Origin of the sequence: Campylobacter sp. RM9333 (assembly GCF_020137705.1) — a bacterium.
In the GTDB taxonomy this organism is placed as follows: domain Bacteria; phylum Campylobacterota; class Campylobacteria; order Campylobacterales; family Campylobacteraceae; genus Campylobacter_E.
In genome coordinates, this window is sequence record NZ_JACGAY010000014.1 from 29,404 (window position 1) to 49,203 (window position 19,800).

A 19,800-nucleotide genomic window follows, 5' to 3' on the forward strand; every position below is an offset into this window, starting at 1 on the left:
TATTAGTGGATTTAATACTTAGCTATTATAGAAATCCTATTTTTGGAATTTTAGTTTTAATTAGCCTTGTTTTAATTATTGCTTTAGCTCAAATAATTTTTGCAAGTTTAAAAGAAAATCAAACTAATAAAAATATCAAAAAATATCTTGCTAATTTTAATGCAATTGAGCCTAAGTATTTAAGTAGTTTAAGTTTTGATGAAAGGCTTAATTTAGCTAATGGATTTTTTAAAGCTTCAATGTTTTTAGAGTGCAAATATGTTTTGATTAATTTATTAAATGAATTTGCAAATGATAAAGATTTATTATACTTATTATCTGTTTGTGATTTAAGGCTTGGATTATTAAACGACGCTAAACAAAATTTATTAAAGATTTTAAAATCTCGTGCTAGAGATGAATTAGCACTATTATGTCTTGGATATATTCATTTTAAATTAAACGAAATCAATGAATGCAAAGAAGTTTATAAATGTTTGTGCGTTTTAGGAGATTATGAAAAAGATTTAGAATTTATAAATAATTATAAAAGCTTTAATACTAAAAGTTTTAAAGAAATTAAAATTGATGATGAAACAATAAATCCAAATAATATCAGTCAATTTTATTTATGTAAAAATTGCTCTTCACAATCTATTTTTTACACTCCGTTTTGTTCGCAGTGTTTTAAGTGTGATACAATGCAAGCTAATTTAAGGATAAGGATATGAAAAAATTAACGATTTATACTGATGGGAGTTGCCTTAAAAATCCTGGAGCAGGGGGTTGGGCTTGGATTATTATAGATAATGATTTAATCATTAAAGATAGTGGTGGAGATAAGCTTACAACCAATAATATTATGGAATTAAGCGCCTGTATTAACGCTTTAAAAAGCTTAAAAGAACCTTGCAAGATTGATTTATATAGCGATAGTCAATATGTAGTTAAGGGTATTAATGAATGGCTTAGTGGTTGGGTTAAGACTGATTTTAAAGGCAAAAAAAATGTTGAATTATGGAAGAGTTATTTAGAAGTTAGCAAAATCCACGATATTAATGCAATTTGGGTTAAAGCTCATAATGGTGATAAATACAATGAAATGTGTGATGAACTAGCTAGAAGTATGGCACTTGAGTATGAAAATAACACTATAAATGCTAATGTAGTGCTAGAAAAAAGAATTTCAAAATATCATAAAATTGAAGAAAAACTAGGATATAAATTTAAAAACGAAACCCTATTAAATCAGGCTTTAACTCATAAAAGTTTTAGCAAAACTCATAATGAAAGGCTTGAGTTTTTAGGTGATGCGGTGCTTGATTTGATAGTAGCAAATATTTTATACAAGGATTTTTCTCGTTATAGTGAAGGGGATTTAAGCAAATTAAGAGCAGCTTTAGTGAATGAAAAGTCTTTTGCAAAAATTGCTAGTTATCTTGAAATTGGAGAGTTTTTGCAATTATCAGTATCTGAAGAAAATAACGGCGGAAGAAAAAAACCAAGTTTATTATCAGATGCTTACGAAGCAATAATAGGTGCAATTTATTTAGAAAGTGGATATGAGATTGCTTGTGCTGTTGGCTCTAAGATATTAAATGAAGTTTTTCCTAAGATTGATATAGAATTAATTAAAGACTATAAAACAAAATTACAAGAAAAAACCCAAGCAATAATGGCTCAAACTCCTGAATATAGGATTTTACACACAAAAGGGCCTGATCATAAAAAAGAATTTGAAATAGGGCTTTTTTTAAATGATGAATTATTTACAAAAGCAATGGGTAATAGCAAAAAAGAAGCAGAGCAAAGTGCTGCTAAATTAGCGTTAGAGAAGTTAGAAGATGAATAGTTTTGGAACATTTTTAAAATTTAGCACTTTTGGAGAAAGTCACGGAAAAGCAATTGGAGTGGTTATTGATAACTATCCTGCAGGGGTTAGAATTGATACTGATTATATAAATTCCTTGCTTAAATTAAGACAAGGTGGTGGAGCGTTTAGCACTCCTAGAAAAGAAGCTGATGAAGTTAATATTATTAGTGGAGTATTTAATGATATTAGCACAGGTGCTCCAATTTGTGTGCTAGTAGAAAATAATAATACAAGAAGTAAAGATTATAAAGAGCATTTACGCCCTGCACACGCTGATTTTACATATTATGCAAAATACGAGCATTTTGATTATCGTGGCGGTGGTAGAAGTAGTGCTAGAGAAAGCGTAGCAAGGGTTATTGCAGGTGCTTTTGCTGATTTAATATTAAAAGAATTTAACATTAGAACTTATGCTAGTATTTGTGGGGTAGGTGGTGTTAGTTTAGATGAGTTTAAATTCAGCGAAGAAGAGTATAAAAGGGCTTTAGAAAAAGATTTTAATGCTTTAGGTGATGATTTATTTAAAGAATTATTTAAAGATGAAATCACAAAGGCAAAAAATAACAATGATAGCGTAGGTGCAAGTGTTAGCGTAGCAGCATTTGGCGTAATGGCAGGGCTTGGAGATGGGCTTTATGATAAATTAGATGCTAGAATTGCTAGTGCGTTTATGGGATTAAATGCTGTAAAGTGCGTTGAAATTGGAGCAGGAAGAAAGCTTAGCTCAATGAATGGCTCTTTTGCAAATGATGAGATTTTAGGCGTTAGCAATGATGAATTAATGCAAAATCAAAATAGCTCTATTTTAAAACAAAGCCCTAATTTTAAGTCATTTAAAGTAGCAAAAACTAATATTAATAAGCCTTTATTTTTACATACTAGACATAATTTTAGTGGTGGAATTATCGGTGGAATTAGCACAGGAGAGAGTATTTATATTAAAGCTCATTTTAAGCCAACTCCATCAATTTTTAAAGAACAAACTATGTTAAATAAAGACTTTAGCCTAATAAAAGATGCAATTTATGGAAGGCACGATCCTTGCGTAGGTGTTCGTGGAGCTGTTGTCTTAAAAGCTATGCTAAGTTTTATAATAGCTGATTTTTTAATGTTAAATTCATCTGCTAAAATAAGCAATCTTAAAAAAATCTACAAAGGAGAATAAATGCCAATAATTAATGTAAAATTAGCAGCACCAATGCCAAATAAAGAAAAATGCGAAGAAATAATAAGTGATTTAACAAATTATTTTGAAACAAAATTAGGCAAAAAGCGTGAGAGAATAGTGGTAATGCTAGAAGAAATTCCGCAATCTCATATAGGTTTTGGCGGAAGAAGTGTTGAAACTATTAATAATGCTGATTTTGTTAATAATTTTAAACTTGATGATGATAGATAAAAAGCTCCCTAATTTAAGGGAGTAATTATGGAAATTTTATTAATTATATTATTTGCTATTGCAATTTTTCTTTCAGTAATTTATGGGTTTTTTTATTTTATATGGAAAGCCTTTAAAATTCTTTATGCTACTTTTCCTTTAATATCTTTAGCGATTTTTACAATCTTATTTTTATTATTTATCAAAAAAATAAAAAAACTAAAATTCAAAACTTTTTTAACCATTAGCCTAATAATTATTAGTTTTGAAATGCTTTTTATTAGACCTGTGGTTGATTATTCTAGTTTTAATAATTTTAGTTATGTTTTTAAAAGCAATTATGAAAAAGACTTGCAAGGATATTGCGTAAAAGAAAATAAGATTTTAAGTAAAGATGAGCTTTTAAGAATAGCTACTAATGATTTTTTAGATAAAACTATAGTTTATTATAAAAATATAGCTAATAAGTATGAAAAAGACAGGATTTATTTTTATATTCTTGATGAGGTTAAGGAATTTAATGATTTAAAATTATTTGATTTAGAAAAATTAAAACAACACAAAATAAACACTAAAAATTATTTAGCAAACTTACCAAAACTACTAGAAAAACCATTATTTTTATCTACTCCTTATAGTTTTGATATTGTATTTTTTAATGAAGGATTTAAGATAAATAATGGATATTTAGAGTTTTTATATACCAGAACAGATAGTGCTAACATAACTCATCAATTAAAATCTAGCATAAAAATAGACAATTGTGGCAATACCAATAGAGCTATTGATGAAGAGCCTTGTTTTGATTTTTTTGGCTGCAAATATAGATATAATTTATAAAATTATAAGAATTTTAATTAGGATTTTAAAAACTAAAATTTTTAATTAAATTCTTGCCGAAATATCATATTTTGTCATTAACACTCATAAAATTTCTATTTTATTACTTGATTTTTAGCATTATAATTTATATATTTTTTTTGAATAATAATTTATAGGCTTTTTAAAACACTATGAAATTTAAAATTAGAATTTTATCTTTTAACTTAATTTATTCATTGCATTATTAATTTAAATTAATTAATCCTATTGAAATTTTAAAAGAATTTAATTTAGTATGCTAAACCCCATTTTACCATCTCGCATTTACCTAGTTTTATGCTTAAAATTAGCTTAAATATTTTAATTTTATGGGTTTTTGTGAATTTTTGCTTGGCATTTTCTAAAATTAATTTTTTGTTTAAGATTTAAAAGCCCTAATTATGGGCTTTTTAGACTTTAAAGATTTCTTAAAATCAGAAAATGCTAAGCAAATTAAAAATTTTTATGATGAAATAGGCGTTTTAGTAGTGAAATTTAACTTTTGCTTGGCATTTTCTAAAAAATTTATTGTATTAAAATTATTTGCTGATAATTAGGCATTAATTAAGGATATTTATAATGATTTTTTATTTTAGTTCTTTTACAAAGTATGGGAAAATTAAGGGTTAGAGAACATTGCCCCGTTTTAGGGGATTGAAACTTCAATATCTTCATCTACAAAATCATACCATTCATGTTAGAGAACATTGCCCCGTTTTAGGGGATTGAAACCTTGCACTTGTTTTTAGCTCGTTTTCTAGTGCGTTTTGTTAGAGAACATTGCCCCGTTTTAGGGGATTGAAACTATTTAGCCACATTCTCTGCTGTTTTTGATTTTTTGTTAGAGAACATTGCCTCGCTTTAGGGGATTGAAACTCAACCACGCCAAGTAAAATACAACCAAGCGTATGTTAGAGAACATTGCCCCGATTTAGGGGATTGAATCTAATTGTGTTAAATCTAAATCTTCTTCGTCTTCTGTTAGAGAACATTGCCCCGCTTTAGGGGATTGAAACTTAATTTTATTATTTTTAGATAGTTGATTTTCTTTTGGTTAGAGAACATTGCCCCGCTTTAGGGGATTGCTTATAAAATTAGTTATTTGATAAAACAAAAAAAGCTAAAAATTAATAAATTCACAAGTTAAAAAATATAAATTATTTATTTAATTTCACAAATATTTTAAAAGAATTTAAATCTAATATTTGATTTTTTAAATTTAGAATCAAAAATATTTATTTTATATTCGCGGCAAGTATTATTAACGCTAGTTAAGATAATAAAAGAATATTAAATCACAAGAAATTACTTGCAATTTAAAATATATCTTAATTTATAATCTTCAAAATGTTTTGGATAAGGGACACTTACTTTAAAGCTTTTTGATGCGTTTTCATTGATAATCCCTTCTATTTTAAAATCGTGAGAGTAAAAATTGCGAATTTTATTAAGTTTTAATGGGTCAAAGCCTTTGCTTAAATCAAATATACTTCCATCTACTTTTTTGATACCAAGATTTATTATTCCTATATTTAATTCACAGGTTTTTACAGGGACTTTTCCATTATTATATATTTGACCACTAATTACTACTTCATTTGCTGATTTATAGTCTTTTTGATTTCTTAATTCTACACTTTTTAAAAAGCTATCTATGGTAAGAAGAGTTGAATATCCAAAAATCAATACAAAAATTATGAGTGTAAAAGAAAAGGTATAAAGTTTGTTTTTTTCTTTAAAAAAATAAATAATTAAAAATTGTGAAAATATATAAACTACAAAAGCTGCAAATATTACAAAGATATGAAATTGCGATAAATACATAAATATCTCCTAAAAACAAGTAATTAAAGTATCAATTGTATATTTTTTAACATTACTAGGTATTAATAAATAAGATTTTTCGTATGAATTTTTTGGAATATCTTTTAAAATAATTTCTGTTGTTTTTAATGGTTTTAAGGTATTTTTGATTAGTTCTAAGTTATTTTTGCTGATTTTTTTTATATTGAATTTAATTTTGCATATTTTAAAATCTCTTTGAGATTTGTTATGTAATTTAAAATCTAAATATATATTATCGCTGAAAATTAATTTATCATTTTTGATTATTTCAAGTTCTGCTGGACGATATGTAGCATTTATATAGTTTTCTCCAATAAAAAACAATACAAATTCTAAAACAATACCTACTATGATTAAAAATATTGAGAAAGTTGGAAATTTTCTTAAAAAAATCGCAAGAATTAAAATCACTATAAAAAATAAAAAACAAAGCCCAAGAAGAATTAAATCTTGGGCATAGAAATTCGCTAGATAAAAATGAATAGTATCTAATAATTTTTGCATTAATTATTAAGGCTGGTTGTCTTTTTTGTGCTTGCATTATCTAGCCAAATATTAGGCACAGCTCCGCCAGGTGTTAAGAAAATCTTAGCATCATTATTAACCTTTAAAGCTTCGTTAAATTCTTTTTGGGTTTCAATTTGCTTTAATTCTAATAATTCTTTACTTATACTTTTTGCGATTTCTCTATTCGCATAAGCTTGTGCGTCTGCTTCTATTTTTTGTGCATCTGCTTTACCTTGTGCTTCAATAATCGCAGCCTTTGCTATACCTTCTGCAAGTGCAGCTTTTTTAAGTGCTTCTTGATTTGCGCGTTCAACTTCGTATTTTGTTCTCTCTGCTTCTTGTTTAGCTATTTGAACTTTTTCAATTTGCTCTTTAACATTCGTTGGCAGTATTATTCCACGAAGTTTTACACTCTCAAGTAATACAGGTTTATTATCTTGAGCGTCTATGCTTTTTCTTGATTCAAGTTCAATTGAAGCAGCGATTTCATTACGCTTTATAGGTAATTCTTCAGCTGTATATTTTCCAACCACACTTCTTACAACTTCTAAAATAACAGGGTCTATAATTTTATTTTCCCAATCAAGTCCCCATTGAGCTATGGTTTGAGGTGCATTGCTTGCATCTAAGCGATATTGCACTGTTATATCTACTGATACAGGCAAGTTTCTAGCATCAACAACCGTGATTGATTCTTTATTGATTATGCTTTCTCTACCATAAGTTCTTTCACTCGCACCTTCAACGCTAGCATAATTTATTTGTCTTACTTTAGTATCTACAATTAAAACTTTTTGAAAATACGGGATTATAAAGTGAAAACCAGGTTGAAGAGCTATCGGATCATACTTACCAGTAGTTGATCTAATACCTACTTGTCCTGAATTTACAACTACAAATGGCTTAGCTATTACTACTATTAAAAATATAACAACAGCTGCAATTATTACTCCGTTAAATTTACCAAAACCTTTAAAATTAAAATCAATATTAAAATCTGTTTTTTTATTGTCATTTTTTTTGTTTTTATTGAAATAATCATTCAAATCTGCTGGCATTTATACTCCTTGTTAATTGATAAAGAAAGCATTTTACATTGTATAAGTTTATAATTAGAAAAAAGATTTTATAAAAGATAGTCTTATTGTTAATAAAATTAAAAGTTAAAATCAAATTCTTATTTTAGATTCTATATATTATAAAGTTTAGAGCGATAATTCGCTCTAAAAATTAAATATAAGTTAGCCAAGAAGCGTATTTTTCATTTCTTCCATATACTATATCAAAGAAAGCATCTTGGATTTTTTTAGTAATTTCTCCACGAGCCCCATTTCCTATTACTCTATGATCTAGTGAATTAATAGGAGTAATTTCAGCTGCTGTTCCTGTAAAGAATGCTTCATCACAAACATAAACTTCATCTCTACTAATTCTTCTTCTTTCTACACTAATACCTAAATCTTTTGCAATTTTTAAAACAGAATCTTGAGTGATTGATTTTAGAGCATAATCATTTGGTGGAGTGATTAATACGCCATTTTTAACCATGAAAAAGCACTCGCCTGTGCCTTCTGCTATAAATCCTTCTTCATCACACATTAAAGCTTCTTCAAAACCTGAATTAATAGCTTCATATTTAGCCATCATTGAGTTTAGATAGTTTGCACTTGCTTTTGCTTTATTGAAATTTGCTTTTGTGCTATTTCTCATTAATGATGAACAACATACTTTAATACCTTTATTAAGTCCATCTTCTCCTAAATAAGCACCCCATTCCCAAGCTGCAATACCTACTCTAACAGGAGCTTTTGCATGATAAATTCCCATAATACCATCGCCTAAGAAAATTAAAGGGCGAATATATGTATTTGAATTAAAATTATTGCGTCTTAATAATTCAATTTGAGCATCTTCTAATTCTTTTTGCGAAAATGGTGGAGTAATTGCAGTGATTTTTGCACTTTCTAATAATCTTTTAGTGTGATCTTGCAATCTAAAAATAGCCATACCATTTTCTGTTTTATACGCTCTTGTTCCTTCAAATACTGCGTTAGCATAATGTAATGAGTGAGTTAAAAAATGAACTTTTGCATCAGCAAAGTTAATAATTTGTCCATCCATCCAGATGTAATCAGCTTTAATTGCCATACTTTTTCCTTTAAATTAAATTTTTGCGAAGTTTAACAGATTTTTCATAATAAGTATTTATTTTTTTTACCTAGAATTAAAAATTAATAAGGAGAAAAAATGGTAACAGATAAAAATTATTATTTAAATAGAAGAAATTTTTTAAAATTAGGTGCAGGAACTATAGTTTCAAGCCAAGCAATAGCTGAAGAATTAGCAAAAACTAATCTTGATTTAGTTCCAAGTGATAGTGAATATGCTTATAATTATGTTAATTTTTATGAGTTTAGCACAAACAAAAGCGAATGCGTAAGATTAGCTAGCAAATCAAGCTTAAATGATAAAGCTATTTCAATTGAGATAGGTGGTTTGTGTGAAAACCCAATGACCTTAACTGATTTATCAGCTTTTAAAATTGTTGAAAGGGTTTATAAATTACGCTGCGTAGAAGCTTGGAGTATGAATTTACCTTGGCAAGGATTTGAATTAAGAGAATTGATTAATCTTGCAAAGCCAACAAGTGAAGCAAAATTTGTTAAATTTACAAGTTTATATGACCCTGATATTTTTCCTGATCAAAGATTTAATGGAGTATTAGATTATCCTTATGTAGAAGGATTAAGATTAGATGAAGCAATGCACCCGCTAACATTACTTGCAACAGGACTTTATAAAGAAAAATTAAAAGCTCAAAATGGAGCTCCAATTCGCTTAGTTGTTCCTTGGAAATATGGTTTTAAATATATTAAATCAATTGCTAAAATTGAATTTACTAAAGAACAACCTATTAGCTCTTGGGAAAAATACAATCCGAATGAATACGGCTTTTATGCAAATGTTAATCCAAATGTTCCACATCCTAGATGGTCTCAAGCATCGCATAGGGTTTTAGGTAGCTTTTTTAAAGAAGATACTCAATTATTTAATGGTTATGAAGAAGAAGTTGGGTATTTATATAAAGATTTAGATTTAAGAAAGAATTTTTAATGATTATTGCAATTAAAATTCTTTTAGTTTTAATGTCTTTTGGGTATTTTATATCATCTGTTTTATTAGGATATGATTATGTAAAAGATATTTATAAAGCAAGTGGGCAACTTGCTTTAATATCTTTATTTTTAAGTATTGCTTTACCTAATAAATTCTTAGTTTTTATAAAGTTTTTTGGTAAATTAGCTGGATTTTTTGCAATATTGCATTTTTTAAATTTTGTTATAGTAGATAATCAATTTAATATAAAAATATTATTTACAAATACTATTGCAATAAGAAATCTTTTAGGATTAATTGCATTTATTTTTATGATTTTAATGTTTTATAAAAAGTATTTAAATTATTCTAATTTTGTGTTTTTACTAGCGGCATTTCATTATTCTTTAAGTGTGAAAATTCCTGAAACATTGCATTATTTAGTTATATTAGTGGCATTTTTATTTTTATTTAGGAGTAAAAATGATATTCGGAAAGATTGATTATATTAATTTATTACCACTGCATTTTTATTTAAAAAGCTCAAAATTACCAAGCTATGTAAAAAAAAGCATAGAGTATAAAAAAGATGTTCCTGCAAAATTAAATAAAGCATTGAAAGAAAAAAGATTAGATTGCGCAATTATTTCTAGTATTGAAAGTAAAAGGTCAAAATATAAGAATTTAAATATAGGAATTTGTGCTAACAAAAAGGTATTAAGTGTATTAGTTGAAAAGAACTCAAATGCACAAAATGATAAAGAATCAGCCACTTCAAATGCTTTAGCTAAGGTTTTAAAATTAAATGGTAAAGTAATTATTGGAGATAAGGCACTAAAAGAATATGTAAATAATAAAGAAAAATACATTGATATGTGTGAAAAATGGTATGAATTAACTAAATTGCCTTTTATGTTTGCAAGGTTTTCAAGTATTAAAAATCATAATAGTGCAAAAAGAATTTTAAAACCTTTTATAAGAAAAAATCTAACTGCAAATCAAAGAATAAAAATACCTAATTATATTTTAGATTATTATTCAAATACAAGAAAAATTAGTAATGATGATATTAAAAACTATCTAAAATATATTTATTATAAAATTGGGAAAAAAGAATTAAAAGCGTTGAGTATTTATACTAAAAAAATATATATTTAGTGGCATTAAAAACGCCACTAAATTGGGTAATTATTTCTTTTTCTTACCACATTTACCAGTTTTGCAAGCTGTTGCAGCAACTTTTTCTTTTAACACGCTGCTAACTTTGAATTTAACAACTTTAGTTGCTGGAACTTTAATTTCTTTACCTGTGCTTGGAACTCTTGCAGTTCTTTCTGCTCTATCAGTTGTTGAGAAAGTTCCAAAACCATTAAATGGAATTGATTCACCTTTTTCTAAAGACTCAGCTAGTGCTTCAAATACAGCATTTACTGCAGTTGTAGCATCTTTTTTAGTAATTTCTGCTTTTTCAGCAACTAATGAAATAAAATCTGCTTTAGTCATCTAAAACTCCTTAATATTGATTAAAAGCCCTATTTTACAATAAAAAAACAATATTTAGCTAAAAAACAAAAAAAATATTAGTATTTGTGTAAAAATATAGCAAAATTAGTTTTTAAATAGCATAGTTGGCAAGTTTAATACGCAATTTATTAGAAATATTTTTAATTTTATAAAATTTTAAGCAAAAATATATATAATTTGCTTTTTTTATTCACGCTTAGGTAGCTCAGCTGGCTAGAGCGCTGGTCTCATAAGCCGGAGGTCGGGAGTTCGAGTCTCCCCCTAAGCACCATTTCATAACTTCAAATAATTTTTCCAATTTTATTTTTTATAGTTTTTATATTTTTTTGATTTTTATTAGAAAACTCGTTTTAAATATAAGAATTTAAAACGAGCAAGAAAGATTAACCATCAGCGTTAATTTTAGCAATTAATTCATTTAATACAATATCTGCATTTTCGTGAGCAACTTGACAAGTCCCAGCAGCTTCGTGTCCGCCACCGCCGTATTTTAACATTAACTCACCTATGTTTGTTTTGCTAGTTCTATTAAATATACTTTTACCTGTCGCATAAACCATATTTTGACCTCTAAATCCTAAGATTTTATGAATTGATATATTGCATTCAGGATAAAGTGCATAAATCATAAAGCGATTACCTGGATAAATGATTTCTTCTTTGCTTAAATCTAAAACAACAAGGTTTTTATAAACTTTAGAGCATCTTTTTAGTTGTTCTTTAAACTCTTTTTCGTATTTAATGTATAAATCGCTTCTTTCTACTACATCAGGTAATTTCATAATATCATCAATTTTATGATTTTTACAATAATCAATTAAATCCATCATAAGGTTATAATTGCTTATCCTAAAATCGTGAAATCTACCAAGTCCAGTTCTACTATCCATTAAAAAGCTTAAGAATTCCCAACCTTTAGGCTCAAGTACATCTTCCATTAAAAATTGAGCGCTATCTGCTTTATCAACAGCTACCATCATATCGTGCCATTCTTCAGGAAATTTTACGCCTTGTTTTTCATAATAATCATAAACAACTCTAGCAGCACTTGGTGCATCTGGAATAATTATATGATTATCTGCTTTTCCGTTTCTAATACTTTCGCTTTCGTGATGGTCAAACACTAAATAAGCATTAGGGCAATATGGTAAGTTTGTAACAATATCATTATTTGTAATTTCTATTGTTCCATCTTGCATATCTTTTGGATGAACGAATTTAATATCACTTATTAAATCCATATGTTTAAGCAAAACAGCACATACAAGTCCATCCATATCACTTCTAGTAATTAATCTATATTTATTCATAGTTTTTCCTTTGTTTTTTTGATTATTTTTAAGTATTTTATACTATTTGATTGCATTTGTTTTATTTCATAATAACAATGCTCATCTTCACATCTTTCTTTTTCACTTGGAACATGTCCTAAACGATTAAAGACATAACCACCAATTGTAAGTTCTTCTAATTCATCATCATATTTAATATCTAGAATTTCTTCAACACTTTCAATATCTAGTCTTCCATTTACTATATAAACATTATCGTTAATTTTTCTGAAATCTTGTTCTTTTTTATCATGCTCATCGTTTATATCTCCAACAAGTTCTTCAATAATGTCTTCCATAGTTAAAAGCCCAGCTGTTCCACCATATTCATCAATTACTATGGCTGTGTGAATTTGCTCTTTATTCATTTGAACAAGAACCTTTGAAATACTAATATTTTCTGGAACAAATAGAACTTTTCTTACACATTCATTTAAATCTTTATTTTGATTATCTAATAAATCTCTAATATGAATCATACCTAAAACATTGTCTTTACTAGCATCTATAAAAGGAAATCTAGTGTGTTTATAATCATGAACTATTTTTATATTTTCTTCGTATGAATTAACTTTATTTAAGCAAATCATATCTCTTCTAGGAGTCATTATTTCTTTTGCTACAATATCACTAAAATCAACAGCATTTTGTATAAGTTCGGTTTCAAATTCATCTAAAACGCCACTTTTTTGACTTTCGCTTGCTATGAATTTAATTTCTTCTTCAGAGTGAGCTGCGTGCTCGTTTGTTTTTATTCTTAATATTTTTAATATAGATAAAGATAAGAAATCAAATGTAACTATGAAAGGTGCAAAAATTATTCTAAATAAATAAAGTGGTCTTGCTATCCATAAAACTACGCTTTCAGTTTTTGCAATTGCTATACTTTTTGGAACGATTTCTCCTAAAACTACATGAAGTAGTGTAATTAATATAAAAGAAATAGCAACAGAAATACTATGTATTGCTATAGGATTTACATCAAAGCTTGATAGAATTTTATTTAATAAAACAGCGACAGAACTTTCTCCTAACCAACCAAGAGCCAAAGAACTTAAAGTAATACCTAATTGAGTAGCTGATAAATAAGTATCTAAATTTTTATACATTTCTAAAGCTAGTTTTGAATTAGCTCTTTTTTGATTTACAAATTCTTCTAACTTACTTTTTCTAATCTTGACAATACTAAACTCAGATAATACAAAAAATCCATTTAAAAAAACACAAAACAATGCTAAAAACAGCATTAATGCCGTATAACTGGGGTCCAAAAAATCTCCTTGTAAAAAATAAAGCCAAAATTATAAACATACAAACTTAAAAAATAGTAAGAATTATAAAAAGGCATTTTTATATTAAAAATTAAAAGGAATTTAAAATAATTTGATTTATTTAAATTCCTAAAAAATTATTTAGTGTATTCTACGCTAAAGCTTTCTTTTGCACTAATTTCGCTATTTGAGTGCATTCTAATTAAATCTTTTATGTATTCATTAGTCTTTTTATCGCTTGATAATTCAAGTTCAATACTTCCATCGGTAAGTTTTTTGATATTAGAATTGTAATCACTTGTAAAAGAAATATTATTAATAATATCAGCAATTGGTTTTAGATAATAATGTCCGCTAGTAGTTGTGCTTGTGTATAATTCGCTAATTTTACCAGTTGTATTTATATATTTTAATTTTAAATCACTCGGTAATAATTTTTTATATTTTTTACCCGCATCTGCTTTAGTATCTTTATACATTGCATAAGCAAAAATAAATGGATAATTTTTTGTAAAATTAACAGGAGTTCCTTTATCTATTGTTATGCTACTTGTGGTATCAAGATTAAATTCATTCACATCAGGCTTATTTAAAATGTCTTTACTAGGTGCTAAGTCATTTGTTTTTTGAAATTTCGTATAGCCTATTTTTGTAATAAATTCTAAATCATCAGGACTTGCTTCGTATTTTTTAGCAACGCTACTTAGAGTATTTAAATTTTTATTGACTTCGTTATCTAAATTTTGCATTTTTGAATCAAAAATTGCATTTAGTGTAGTATTGCTAGCACTTAAAGTCATTTTGATTTTTTGATTTGTGATATTCATATTTTTAATACTTAATTTATTTGTATAAATTCTATATCTACTACTAGCTTGAGTATCGTTATTATCTAAGAAATTTAAATCAAAATCTATATCAATATCGCTAGGAAAATACTTATATACATATTCTAAACTATTAGCAGAACTTGAGCCTTTATTTTCTATATTTACAGGTATATTTAGTGAATGTGTAAAATCACAATTTATACCAGAACATTTACCCAAATCAGCTTCGCTTTGTCCTACAACTTCATCAGAAAATAAAACAGCATCAGATAAACCATCAGATGTTTTTATATTATTTAAATTCGTAGTAGATGAGCTAGTAAAATCAGCATTAATAGGCTTAATTAATATATGGCAAGATATTTTTCCATTAGCGTTGATTGTATTTGAAAATCCAGTATTTTCACATTTTTTATTAGTAATATCACTTCCTACAAAATCATTGTCTTTAAACTCAATAATTCCACTTCCAGCAAAAGGATAAGCAACTACCATATCAAAACTATAATCTTTATTATTGCGTTTAAAATTAATAGGATTTAGTTGACTAATTTTGTTATAAGCACTTGTTTCTAAATCAAATGTATAAAAACTACCTTTGCTATTTGTAACTTTTAATTTAGCTTCTTTAATTCCTATATTTGAATTAATACTTAATTTTCTATCTTGAGTATCTAATACACTTGCTTTAAGAGTAGTTGGTAAAGGTTTTTTTAATCCTTCTCCTGCTTTAGTAACAAAATTATTTATTTTTATTTCAGCTGGTCTTACCATAAAGTTTTTGCATATTGGAGTAGGGGTTAATAATTTACCTTGCATATCTTTTTGAGTATAGCAAATATCGTGGCGACCTGGAGTTATATTGATAAATTCAATTATAAAATCTCCCATCATTTGATTATCAGGATTTACTCTAAAATCATCTTTATCGTATATTAAAACCTTAGTAGCTCTTCCATCATCGTGATTTACACTTGCAGTATTAGAAAAGAAACTAATTCTAGTTTTATCAGCTACATGAACAAAACCTATATATACATTATCTCCAACCATTCTTGTATATGTATCATTAGCTATTTTTGCTTTTTTATCATTTAAATCTTTAATACTAGGTCTTAAATCTTCTCCTAGACTAGGTTTTCTATTTAGTATTTTCCAAATACTTCCAAAATAGTGTTGTTTTTGTACTATTTCTTCATCTGTTAAAATAAATGCTGCAGTCTCACTAACACCTTTTATAATATTTTTACTATCTACTTCAAACATAGGTCTTTTATCGTTATCGTAAATTCTTTCTGTTGTAATTTCTATTAACGATGGTTCTTTTAATTTAAAGCTAAGTTCTCTTATGAAGTATTCTAAGTTTTCTGAATTAGCGTAATCTAAATCTAATTCATAATAAATCACACTTGGTTGCTTTGATTTTATAGCGTAATCATTTCCATTTTTTGCTAAAGTGCTAATTTGAACTCTTAAATCTACATAATATTTGCTTAAATCTTTATCACAACATTTTATATAATTTCCATCTTTAGTCTTTGTATAATCATATCTTTTTTCTAAGTTTTGACCATTATAAAATGGAGTTATATGAACTTCAGGAATTTTATTAAATATAGGATATGTTTTATCTCCTACCTTTGCACTGCCTGCTGGATTTAAATCTTTTGAAATTAAACTAAATTTAGTGCTATTTGCATCAGGATAGAATAAGAATTTAAAATTAGCATTAATTGCAGGCTTATTTTTATAAATGCCTACAATTGTATCAGCAGGGAATTTCCCATCTCCATAATTTTTACCCCAATTTACAATATCTGTAGATGTAAAATATTTTGGATTTTTTAAATGAGCGTATAAATCCCCTGGACTTGCTGTGTATTTTTTCATATTATCTTTATAGTATTTATATTCTTCTTTTAATGAAGTTGGTCTTAAATGTAGGCTAAAGATTTTTGTGCTTATATTTTCTTGATTACCTATATCTTTAGGCATAATTCCAGCTCTTTCTCTTATGCCGTTTTGTTTGTATTTTGAATTCTTACATTCTTTTCGTATATCAAATAATCCAGGTGCAACTTTGATTATACAATCTTTTGAATTTTTGATTTCTTTATATATTGCTTTTTCGCCTATTGCTCCATCTCTAGTTTTATGAATACTATAAATACTTCTTTCTTGTGTTGTATCTATGTAAGGAGAAAATCTTTGAATATATTTAGCATTTGCAAGTGATTGATTGTTGTTATAAACGAAATTCCTAAGCCTTAAAGCTTTTATATCATAGGTTTTATGTTCGTTTGATTTCCACTGACTTTTTTCATTGTAATATCCATTGCTAGAAAAATAATATCCGTCGTAATATTCCATATTAAATGTGTAGCATTTGCTTAGTCCTGATTTATTTTGTGCGAAATATTGATTATTTAAAAATCCCCATTTAGCATTACCTTTTAAAAATTCTTTAGGAGAATACAAGGCATTATTTTTTAAGAAAAATTGTTCTGAATATTTAGCACATTCATCATTTGTATAATAAGCATTATCAGTTAAGGTCGCACCTACTTCGTTCTCATCTAGCGTTAAAGGTATTCCGCTAGCAAATCCTTGGTCAGGATTTAATCTACAACCTTTGCTTTTCATAAATCTTACAAAATCATTGTATGCGTTTTCGCTATCAGAAGTTGTGTTTGAGCCGTGCTGATAGCCTAGATAAGTATTTGCAAATCTATAAGCATTTGAGTTTTTTTCATTATTTAGTAATTGTTCGCTTAAAAAATAGCTAAAAATTGAATCATTATTGCTACTTGCTAAAAGTATGATTTTGCCTGTTGTATTAACTTCAAATTCTTTAAACACATCTTGAATATAAGATTCATCATAAAAATAAGATTTCATTGGAAAAGTAATTTCAGTATTTTTTACACTATCTAGCTTTTTAGGTTTTGAGTTTTGATGAGAAATAAAATCATCGTAATTATTAGGATTATAATTAGTTCCCGCTGCATTATCTTCGTAATTTACGCAAAATACATTTTCTCTAAATCTTCTTGAATCGGTATGATGAGATGATTGATTGTCTTGAAAATAGCCAAATTTTTTCACAATGCTATTTTGATAATCTAGTTTAGCCCAAGCATAATCCCAATTAAATCCCCAATTTACAATAATTCTTTGCTCGTCTTCAGCATCAGTTCTATTAAAATGATCATCTATGTTAAAGATTTGATAAAGTTGAAAACAAGCGCTTCTGCCTTTATCATTATTTCTTGTATTATTTATAACGCAATCAGCTAAATCTATATCTGTATGTTGTTTATGGTTTTGAGTTCCAAAATACATTCCGAAAGGATGAACTTTATTTGTATATTCATAAGAATAAAGATTAGATATTACGAGTAGTGATATGAGGACTTTTTTCATTATGCACCTTTTAGTTAAGATTTTAAGTTAATTAATTATATTTTTTAGTTTTTAAATTAAGATTAAATTAAAAAATTATGATTTAAAAGAGTATTTAAAAATAGCCCCTTTTTCATAATTAAATGCTTCGTATGCAATATCGTATTTTTTGCAAATATTTCTTACTATATTAAGACCTAAGCCAAATCCACCTTTAGCCAAATCTTCTCTAGCATATCTTTGCCAAATTCTTTTTGTATCTTTTATGCCAATTCCTTCATCTTGTATTATAAAAATTATTTTTTCATTTGATTGGTTTAAAGATATTGTAATTTTAGAATTAACTTTTGTATATTTAATTGCATTTGAAATATTATTATCTACAATTCTTAGTAACTCTACTTCGCTGATTAATACATATAAATCATTAGTGATTTCTAAATGAAATTCCACACTTTTCATACTAGCAATACTATTAAAAAAATCAATTCTTGTTTTTAAAAAATTAGAAAAATTAATATTTTTTAGTGGGTATTTAGCATTTGGATTTTCTATATAAAATCCTACATCATCATATGTTGTTTTCATCTGATTTAGTGCTGCTTTAATTCTTTTTTGATATTTATTACTTTCTAACATATCAGCATTTAATAAGGCTATACCCAATGGCGTTTTTAACTCGTGCATTGCATCATAAAAAAATGTATTCATAGTGTTTTTATACCAAATTAAACTTTTGATATTGTTTTTATAAACTAAGTAAATTAAAACAAATAATATAAAAGTTCCCCCACCAAATACTATAGCAGCATTGATTATGCTTTTGTTATAAACGCAAGGTTTTGATAGCACCACATTGTATGTTGTATTGTTTATTTGTTTTTGGAATTTGTAATAAAGCAAAGAATTATGAGTTTTATATATAAAATCATCTTTTATATAGTTTATATCAAGTTCGCATTTTAAAATTTCTTCATTATTGAAAATACATATTTTTATATCTTTTAAGTTATTTAAATCCTTATTTATATAACTTGCTAGTTCTAATAGTGTAGAGTTTTTATCATTAGCTACACTTAATTTCAATATATTTATAGCTAACATTGATATGACTAAAGCTATAAGGGTTAATAGTATTGTTTGCTTAGACATTGATTTTATAGCCAAGTCCTCTAGATGATATTATAAAATCATCGCAAGTTTTTGCTCTAATTCTTTTTACATACACTCTTACATCGCTTGAACCATTGGTTTCAAATTCTTCATTTGCCCCCCCCCCATACATATTCATAAATACTGCTTACATTTACATAACTTGATTTATTGCTTAACAAATATTCAATCAATGTGATTTCTTTACTAGTAAGCTCTATTAGAGTTTTATTTTTGCTAAGACTTTTAGAAATATAATCATATACAAACTCGCCTGAAATTGTGATTGTATCATTACTTTGAGTGTTAAAAAATTGTTTTAATAATTCTTTAATTCTATATTTTAATTCATCTAGTTCAAAAGGTTTTTTAAGGTATTCATTGCAGCCTAGTTCATATCCTTTTTTAATACTTGCTATATCAGTTCTTGAAGTCATCATCATAATAGGGTTAGTAATATTTAAGCTTTTTATATAACTTAATACATCAAAGCCATTAGTATTTATTACTTTTATATCAAGTATATAAAGATGATAAAATTTATTTGCGATAGTTTTACAGGCTAAGTCGCCATCACTAAAAACATCAACACTAAATCCTAAATCTTGCAAATATTCACAAATACTAGTAGCATATAAATAATCATCTTCAAGCAATAAAATATTCATAATTACTTCCTTAAAAAATGTTTATTTTAGTTTTTTAATATTATTTTTAGCTAAAAAGTGTCTAAATTAGGATATTTCAATCA

The 19,800-nt window shown here is 26.7% G+C and carries 20 protein-coding genes, 1 tRNA gene, 1 pseudogene and 1 CRISPR repeat array; of the genes and pseudogenes, 11 read left to right on the forward strand and 11 right to left on the reverse strand.

Going from position 1 to position 19,800, the window contains the following annotated elements:
- The first annotated feature begins 5 nt into the window (after positions 1-5).
- The 7 genes and pseudogenes from AVBRAN9333_RS06045 to AVBRAN9333_RS06075 all read left to right on the forward strand — a co-directional run bounded on the left by AVBRAN9333_RS06045 (position 6) and on the right by AVBRAN9333_RS06075 (position 4,648).
- Positions 6-710, forward strand: a complete 705-nt coding sequence (locus AVBRAN9333_RS06045; protein WP_214118702.1) for a tetratricopeptide repeat protein — start codon at positions 6-8, stop codon at positions 708-710.
- Positions 707-1,096: pseudogene (rnhA, locus tag AVBRAN9333_RS06050) on the forward strand (ribonuclease HI); the annotation flags it as partial. The gene AVBRAN9333_RS06045 and the pseudogene rnhA, both read left to right, overlap by 4 nt.
- A 66-nt stretch (positions 1,097-1,162) precedes the next feature.
- Positions 1,163-1,831, forward strand: a complete 669-nt coding sequence (gene rnc, locus AVBRAN9333_RS06055; protein ID WP_336607624.1) for a ribonuclease III — start codon at positions 1,163-1,165, stop codon at positions 1,829-1,831.
- A complete protein-coding gene (aroC, locus tag AVBRAN9333_RS06060) occupies positions 1,824-3,017 on the forward strand; it encodes a chorismate synthase (protein WP_214118706.1) in 1,194 nt (397 codons plus the stop codon). The genes rnc and aroC overlap by 8 nt, the downstream gene beginning before the upstream one ends.
- The gene (locus AVBRAN9333_RS06065) at positions 3,018-3,251 is read left to right on the forward strand and encodes a tautomerase family protein (protein WP_214118708.1); all 234 of its coding nucleotides are present in this window, start codon (positions 3,018-3,020) and stop codon (positions 3,249-3,251) included. It abuts the gene before it with no gap.
- A 27-nt stretch (positions 3,252-3,278) separates the two neighbouring features.
- Positions 3,279-4,070, forward strand: a complete 792-nt coding sequence (locus AVBRAN9333_RS06070) for a hypothetical protein (protein WP_336609607.1) — start codon at positions 3,279-3,281, stop codon at positions 4,068-4,070.
- A 422-nt stretch (positions 4,071-4,492) separates the two neighbouring features.
- Positions 4,493-4,648: a hypothetical protein gene (locus AVBRAN9333_RS06075; RefSeq protein ID WP_336608986.1), complete on the forward strand. Its 156-nt coding sequence runs from the start codon at positions 4,493-4,495 to the stop codon at positions 4,646-4,648.
- A gap of 68 nt (positions 4,649-4,716) precedes the next feature.
- Positions 4,717-5,180: direct repeats of the CRISPR family, unit length 36 nt; unit sequence GTTAGAGAACATTGCCCCGTTTTAGGGGATTGAAAC.
- Between the two features lie 216 nt (positions 5,181-5,396).
- On the opposite strand, the gene AVBRAN9333_RS06080 is transcribed toward AVBRAN9333_RS06075, so the two are convergent.
- The 4 genes from AVBRAN9333_RS06080 to AVBRAN9333_RS06095 all read right to left on the reverse strand — a co-directional run bounded on the left by AVBRAN9333_RS06080 (position 5,397) and on the right by AVBRAN9333_RS06095 (position 8,591).
- Positions 5,397-5,915, reverse strand: coding sequence for a DUF2393 family protein (locus AVBRAN9333_RS06080; protein WP_214118712.1), 519 nt, complete (start codon positions 5,913-5,915; stop codon positions 5,397-5,399).
- Positions 5,916-5,924: 9 nt separating this feature from the next.
- Positions 5,925-6,440, reverse strand: a complete 516-nt coding sequence (locus AVBRAN9333_RS06085; RefSeq protein ID WP_214120301.1) for a DUF2393 family protein — start codon at positions 6,438-6,440, stop codon at positions 5,925-5,927.
- The gene (locus tag AVBRAN9333_RS06090; protein ID WP_214118716.1) at positions 6,440-7,501 is read right to left on the reverse strand and encodes an SPFH domain-containing protein; all 1,062 of its coding nucleotides are present in this window, start codon (positions 7,499-7,501) and stop codon (positions 6,440-6,442) included. The genes AVBRAN9333_RS06085 and AVBRAN9333_RS06090 overlap by 1 nt, the downstream gene beginning before the upstream one ends.
- A gap of 172 nt (positions 7,502-7,673) precedes the next feature.
- The gene (locus AVBRAN9333_RS06095; protein WP_214118718.1) at positions 7,674-8,591 is read right to left on the reverse strand and encodes a branched-chain-amino-acid transaminase; all 918 of its coding nucleotides are present in this window, start codon (positions 8,589-8,591) and stop codon (positions 7,674-7,676) included.
- A gap of 99 nt (positions 8,592-8,690) precedes the next feature.
- Between AVBRAN9333_RS06095 and msrP the strand changes: the two genes are divergently transcribed.
- The 3 genes from msrP to AVBRAN9333_RS06110 are packed head-to-tail and all read left to right on the forward strand — an operon-like array spanning position 8,691 to position 10,697.
- Positions 8,691-9,557 (forward strand): protein-methionine-sulfoxide reductase catalytic subunit MsrP, encoded by an 867-nt coding sequence (msrP, locus tag AVBRAN9333_RS06100; protein WP_336609608.1) that lies wholly within the window; start codon positions 8,691-8,693, stop codon positions 9,555-9,557.
- Positions 9,557-10,042: a hypothetical protein gene (locus tag AVBRAN9333_RS06105; RefSeq protein ID WP_336607622.1), complete on the forward strand. Its 486-nt coding sequence runs from the start codon at positions 9,557-9,559 to the stop codon at positions 10,040-10,042. Before msrP ends, AVBRAN9333_RS06105 begins: the two co-directional genes overlap by 1 nt.
- Entirely contained in the window at positions 10,023-10,697 is a 675-nt protein-coding gene (locus AVBRAN9333_RS06110) for an MqnA/MqnD/SBP family protein (RefSeq protein ID WP_214150241.1), read from the forward strand. The genes AVBRAN9333_RS06105 and AVBRAN9333_RS06110 overlap by 20 nt, the downstream gene beginning before the upstream one ends.
- 30 nt (positions 10,698-10,727) lie before the next feature.
- On the opposite strand, the gene AVBRAN9333_RS06115 is transcribed toward AVBRAN9333_RS06110, so the two are convergent.
- On the reverse strand, positions 10,728-11,042 hold the full coding sequence (locus tag AVBRAN9333_RS06115) for an HU family DNA-binding protein (RefSeq protein WP_214118724.1): 315 nt from the start codon (positions 11,040-11,042) through the stop codon (positions 10,728-10,730).
- Positions 11,043-11,257: 215 nt separating this feature from the next.
- On the opposite strand from AVBRAN9333_RS06115, the gene AVBRAN9333_RS06120 reads away from it, so the two are divergent.
- A tRNA-Met gene (locus tag AVBRAN9333_RS06120) sits at positions 11,258-11,334 on the forward strand.
- A gap of 112 nt (positions 11,335-11,446) precedes the next feature.
- Here the strand turns inward: AVBRAN9333_RS06120 and AVBRAN9333_RS06125 are convergent.
- The 6 genes from AVBRAN9333_RS06125 to AVBRAN9333_RS06150 form a co-directional block, all read right to left on the reverse strand.
- Positions 11,447-12,373, reverse strand: a complete 927-nt coding sequence (locus AVBRAN9333_RS06125) for an exopolyphosphatase (protein ID WP_214118727.1) — start codon at positions 12,371-12,373, stop codon at positions 11,447-11,449.
- A complete protein-coding gene (locus AVBRAN9333_RS06130; protein ID WP_214150245.1) occupies positions 12,370-13,641 on the reverse strand; it encodes a hemolysin family protein in 1,272 nt (423 codons plus the stop codon). The genes AVBRAN9333_RS06125 and AVBRAN9333_RS06130 overlap by 4 nt, the downstream gene beginning before the upstream one ends.
- Before the next feature lie 161 nt (positions 13,642-13,802).
- Entirely contained in the window at positions 13,803-17,918 is a 4,116-nt protein-coding gene (locus AVBRAN9333_RS06135) for a hypothetical protein (protein ID WP_336609609.1), read from the reverse strand.
- 75 nt (positions 17,919-17,993) lie between these two features.
- Positions 17,994-19,001 carry a sensor histidine kinase gene (locus tag AVBRAN9333_RS06140; protein ID WP_336609610.1) on the reverse strand — a complete coding sequence of 336 codons (1,008 nt, stop codon included), beginning with the start codon at positions 18,999-19,001 and terminating at the stop codon, positions 17,994-17,996.
- 40 nt (positions 19,002-19,041) lie between these two features.
- On the reverse strand, positions 19,042-19,188 hold the full coding sequence (locus AVBRAN9333_RS06145; RefSeq protein WP_336609611.1) for a helix-turn-helix domain-containing protein: 147 nt from the start codon (positions 19,186-19,188) through the stop codon (positions 19,042-19,044).
- Positions 19,160-19,717, reverse strand: coding sequence for a response regulator transcription factor (locus AVBRAN9333_RS06150; protein ID WP_336609612.1), 558 nt, complete (start codon positions 19,715-19,717; stop codon positions 19,160-19,162). The genes AVBRAN9333_RS06145 and AVBRAN9333_RS06150 overlap by 29 nt, the downstream gene beginning before the upstream one ends.
- Positions 19,718-19,800: the final 83 nt, after the last annotated feature.

Bases quoted from the DNA above. Each gene is read 5' to 3' on its own strand.
- aroC (WP_214118706.1), top strand. From the start codon at position 1,824: ATGAATAGTTTTGGAACATTTTTAAAATTTAGCACTTTTGGAGAAAGT.
- AVBRAN9333_RS06065 (WP_214118708.1), top strand. From the start codon at position 3,018: ATGCCAATAATTAATGTAAAATTAGCAGCACCAATGCCAAATAAAGAA.
- AVBRAN9333_RS06070 (WP_336609607.1), top strand. From the start codon at position 3,279: ATGGAAATTTTATTAATTATATTATTTGCTATTGCAATTTTTCTTTCA.
- AVBRAN9333_RS06075 (WP_336608986.1), top strand. From the start codon at position 4,493: ATGGGCTTTTTAGACTTTAAAGATTTCTTAAAATCAGAAAATGCTAAG.
- AVBRAN9333_RS06080 (WP_214118712.1), bottom strand. From the start codon at position 5,915: ATGTATTTATCGCAATTTCATATCTTTGTAATATTTGCAGCTTTTGTA.
- AVBRAN9333_RS06085 (WP_214120301.1), bottom strand. From the start codon at position 6,440: ATGCAAAAATTATTAGATACTATTCATTTTTATCTAGCGAATTTCTAT.
- AVBRAN9333_RS06090 (WP_214118716.1), bottom strand. From the start codon at position 7,501: ATGCCAGCAGATTTGAATGATTATTTCAATAAAAACAAAAAAAATGAC.
- AVBRAN9333_RS06095 (WP_214118718.1), bottom strand. From the start codon at position 8,591: ATGGCAATTAAAGCTGATTACATCTGGATGGATGGACAAATTATTAAC.
- msrP (WP_336609608.1), top strand. From the start codon at position 8,691: ATGGTAACAGATAAAAATTATTATTTAAATAGAAGAAATTTTTTAAAA.
- AVBRAN9333_RS06105 (WP_336607622.1), top strand. From the start codon at position 9,557: ATGATTATTGCAATTAAAATTCTTTTAGTTTTAATGTCTTTTGGGTAT.
- AVBRAN9333_RS06110 (WP_214150241.1), top strand. From the start codon at position 10,023: ATGATATTCGGAAAGATTGATTATATTAATTTATTACCACTGCATTTT.
- AVBRAN9333_RS06115 (WP_214118724.1), bottom strand. From the start codon at position 11,042: ATGACTAAAGCAGATTTTATTTCATTAGTTGCTGAAAAAGCAGAAATT.
- AVBRAN9333_RS06125 (WP_214118727.1), bottom strand. From the start codon at position 12,373: ATGAATAAATATAGATTAATTACTAGAAGTGATATGGATGGACTTGTA.
- AVBRAN9333_RS06130 (WP_214150245.1), bottom strand. From the start codon at position 13,641: ATGCTGTTTTTAGCATTGTTTTGTGTTTTTTTAAATGGATTTTTTGTA.
- AVBRAN9333_RS06135 (WP_336609609.1), bottom strand. From the start codon at position 17,918: ATGAAAAAAGTCCTCATATCACTACTCGTAATATCTAATCTTTATTCT.
- AVBRAN9333_RS06140 (WP_336609610.1), bottom strand. From the start codon at position 19,001: ATGTTAGCTATAAATATATTGAAATTAAGTGTAGCTAATGATAAAAAC.
- AVBRAN9333_RS06145 (WP_336609611.1), bottom strand. From the start codon at position 19,188: ATGAATATGTATGGGGGGGGGGCAAATGAAGAATTTGAAACCAATGGT.
- AVBRAN9333_RS06150 (WP_336609612.1), bottom strand. From the start codon at position 19,717: ATGAATATTTTATTGCTTGAAGATGATTATTTATATGCTACTAGTATT.